Below are 2,831 nucleotides of genomic sequence, written 5' to 3'. Positions count from 1 at the left end.
AACAAGGCAAATGTCAGCAGTCCCTGGGATACCTTCAAGTTCGTGGATGACTCGAAAGGGCGTGTGGACATCCATGTTGAAGTTTGGGACGAGGATATGCCGACAAAGCCTGATGACCATTGCGATATCAATCCGGCAGATAATAAGCAAGATCTAGACATGACTCTCAACACTCGAAACCAGGAGCTGAGTGGGGATGTTCGAGGGATCTTTGACAACCACGATAAGCCTTGGGGGGAGGGCGGCAAGGCAAAAGATCGTGCCTTTATGCGTGCCTACTGCTGCTCCCGCAAGCTTGCGGATCTCCCGCCGGACAATAATGACGAGCAGGCTTCTGTCTCCGTCGCTAAAGCGTCCGCCGGGCCAGCAATCCTCTCTTTGCTCGCTCTGGGGATCGTGGGTGGCGTAGTGGTGAAGCGTCGCTGAAAAAAGAGCCTGGCAGTTTTCTGCCAGGCTCTGAAATTTGGAGGCGAACTCTAGGAGGATCCGTTAGTTGTCGTTGCCGTGGTCGCCATCCTCATGCCCGTGGCGTGCATCGTTGCCCCAGCCGCCACGTCCACGCTCGTCGCGGAAGTGCTCCGTGTCACGCTCCCAGCCCCGGTCTTTGGTGGTATCTACCACGCCCACTTCAACGGCGGTGAGGGTGTTGGTTGATGCATCATAGGTTCCACCCACAATGGCATTGGGAGTCGCGGCTAGGGCGGCGAAGAACGCGGCTTGGGTTTGCGTGGTTCCGGCATCTCCTCGGTAGATTGTGGAGGCGCTGGTGACAATTTTTACCGTTGTCTGGCTGAGTTTCAAGTCATGAGCACGAGCAACCGTCAGCGTGAAGGTACCATTGGTTGCATCAAGGGCACGGGCGGCTCCGGCAGCACGTGCCCGGTCCTCGTCTGTCTCGTGCGACGGTGCCCCTGCGCCACGCACTTCTATCCGAGTGGCGACCAGCGTATCCGTGCTCGTGTCCAGCGTTCCGGTCACTTCCACGATGCTGCCCTGGGCGAGAGTCGCGCCGAAGAGTGCCGTTGCTGCAGTTGTGACGACCGTGACACTCATCCCGCGGCCTCGACTGAGGGTGAAGGAGAGCACGGGATCGGTGCCGGTCAGAGCGCTCACCACGCCGTGGTAGTCGTCTTTCTCATGCCGAGCGGGGTTGTTTAGTCCCGAGCCATCACCCTCAACCAGTGCGGGGAGAACCTTGCTGCCGCGCAGGATAAACCGAGCCAAGTCAAAGTCCACACAGATGGTCGCCGAGCTGCTCGCACTCACTGTCTTAGGAGAGCGGAATGTCACGGCGATCACCGGCTGACCGGAGGAGTTCGTGGGAATACTCGCGTCCACCGCAATCGGATTGCCCACCGCGACTCCGGCCTTGAATAGCTGCATCGTGGAGCCAATCGTGACACTCACCCCGGTGTAGACTCCCTCAGGAACCGTTGCTGTGCTCAGGAACGCGTAACGCGCACCGCTGGCATCACGCAGGGTCTTGAGATCAATCTGCCGTCCGCTGGGATCGTCAAAGACCACCACGGGAGCACCGCCGCCCTGCGCAACCAGCTCGACATGGTAGATCGTCGCCCACACATGGCCGAAGTCCTCGCGGAAGCTATCGGTCAAAAGCACCGTCGCCTTGCCGCCTGTGGTCGCCGTTCCCGCGCCGCTGCCGCCACAGCCTGCCAGCGCCAGTGCGCTCAGTGCCATGCTCAGTGCTGTAATCTTCACAAATTTCATTGGTTATTGTTCTCCATTCCGAAGTCGTGTCGGATTCACTAAGTAAGAAGCCACTTGTGGGGCGGAAAATACAGCGTGGGGCAATTATTTCACCGCGATAATCGCCCCTCGTATCGCCCCCATGACTCGTATCGCCCCCATGAACGGGGGCGTGTTATTGTCCTCGTGCCTCGGACACAAAGGGCGTGCCGCCCATGCCGAGCAAACTCGGTATGGCCCGGAGGGCCTTTGTGTCGGAGTCTGCGACGTCAATAAGACGCCCCCGTCCATGGGGGCGAATACGGGGCGATTCACCGTGAACCCTTTGGCGTCCTTTGGGAACCAAAGTCGCAGGAGTAAAAATTCACGATGAAAACGACCACTTCCATTGCCGCACTACTTGGCGTCAGCCTAGCCGCTGGCGGCGCTACCCTCTTGCGTAGCCGCGCACAGGCGCCCACCTTGCCCACACAGATCCCGAGCAATTCTGTCTTGTTCCCAGAGCTGGGGCCGATCTCCGCGATGCCTGCTGCACCCGCAGTCCCCCAAGAAACGCCGGGCTGCCTGCGCATCGAGAACACAAATGCACTTTGCCCTTTGCGACACACCGATGTCAAGGCGCATATTTCAGGGATGGTGGCGCGGGTCACCGTGACACAGCTCTTTGAGGGGCCACGAGATGGGGGAGCCGTCGAGGCGATCTACACGTTCCCTCTGCCCGAGAACGCCGCCGTGGACGACATGACCATCAAGATCGGCAAAGAGGGTGTGATCAAGGGGACAATCAAGCGGCGCGACGAGGCACGCCAGATCTATAATGCCGCGCGGGCGGCGGGGCAGACGGCGGCGCTTTTGGATCAAGAGCGAGACAATATCTTCACGCAGTCTATTGCGAACTTACTGCCCGGTGAGCAAGTGGCGGTACAGATCTCCTACGTTATGCCTCTCAAGTACGAAGACGGTCACTACGAGTTCGTGCATCCACTCGTCGTAGGGCCGCGCTACGGCGGTGTCGCGGATAACCAGCCACTCGGCGTGCGCTCGGGTCATGATGTCTCGGTGAGCGTGAACTTAGATGCGGGCCTTGCGTTAGGTGAGCTGGCGGCGCAGCTCCATGCCGTAAA

The 2,831-nt window shown here is 59.6% G+C and carries 3 protein-coding genes; 2 read left to right on the top strand and 1 reads right to left on the bottom strand.

Annotation, left to right across the window (positions count from 1 at the left end; translation table 11 throughout):
- Nucleotides 1-426: hypothetical protein (locus ACH2EH_RS24220; protein WP_395145863.1), on the top strand; the 426-nt coding region annotated here is incomplete at its 5' end.
- A 63-nt stretch (nucleotides 427-489) separates the two neighbouring features.
- On the opposite strand, the gene ACH2EH_RS24215 is transcribed toward ACH2EH_RS24220, so the two are convergent.
- The gene (locus tag ACH2EH_RS24215) at nucleotides 490-1,728 is read right to left on the bottom strand and encodes a DUF4382 domain-containing protein (RefSeq protein WP_395145861.1); all 1,239 of its coding nucleotides are present in this window, start codon (nucleotides 1,726-1,728) and stop codon (nucleotides 490-492) included.
- A 348-nt stretch (nucleotides 1,729-2,076) separates the two neighbouring features.
- Between ACH2EH_RS24215 and ACH2EH_RS24210 the strand changes: the two genes are divergently transcribed.
- On the top strand, nucleotides 2,077-2,831 hold a 755-nt coding region (locus ACH2EH_RS24210), incomplete at its 3' end, for a VIT domain-containing protein (protein WP_395145859.1).

This window comes from Armatimonas sp., assembly GCF_043760365.1.
Taxonomy (GTDB): domain Bacteria; phylum Armatimonadota; class Armatimonadia; order Armatimonadales; family Armatimonadaceae; genus Armatimonas.
The sequence above is the reverse complement of the archived record's forward strand: the minus strand, read 5'-3'. Positions and strand labels throughout refer to the sequence as shown.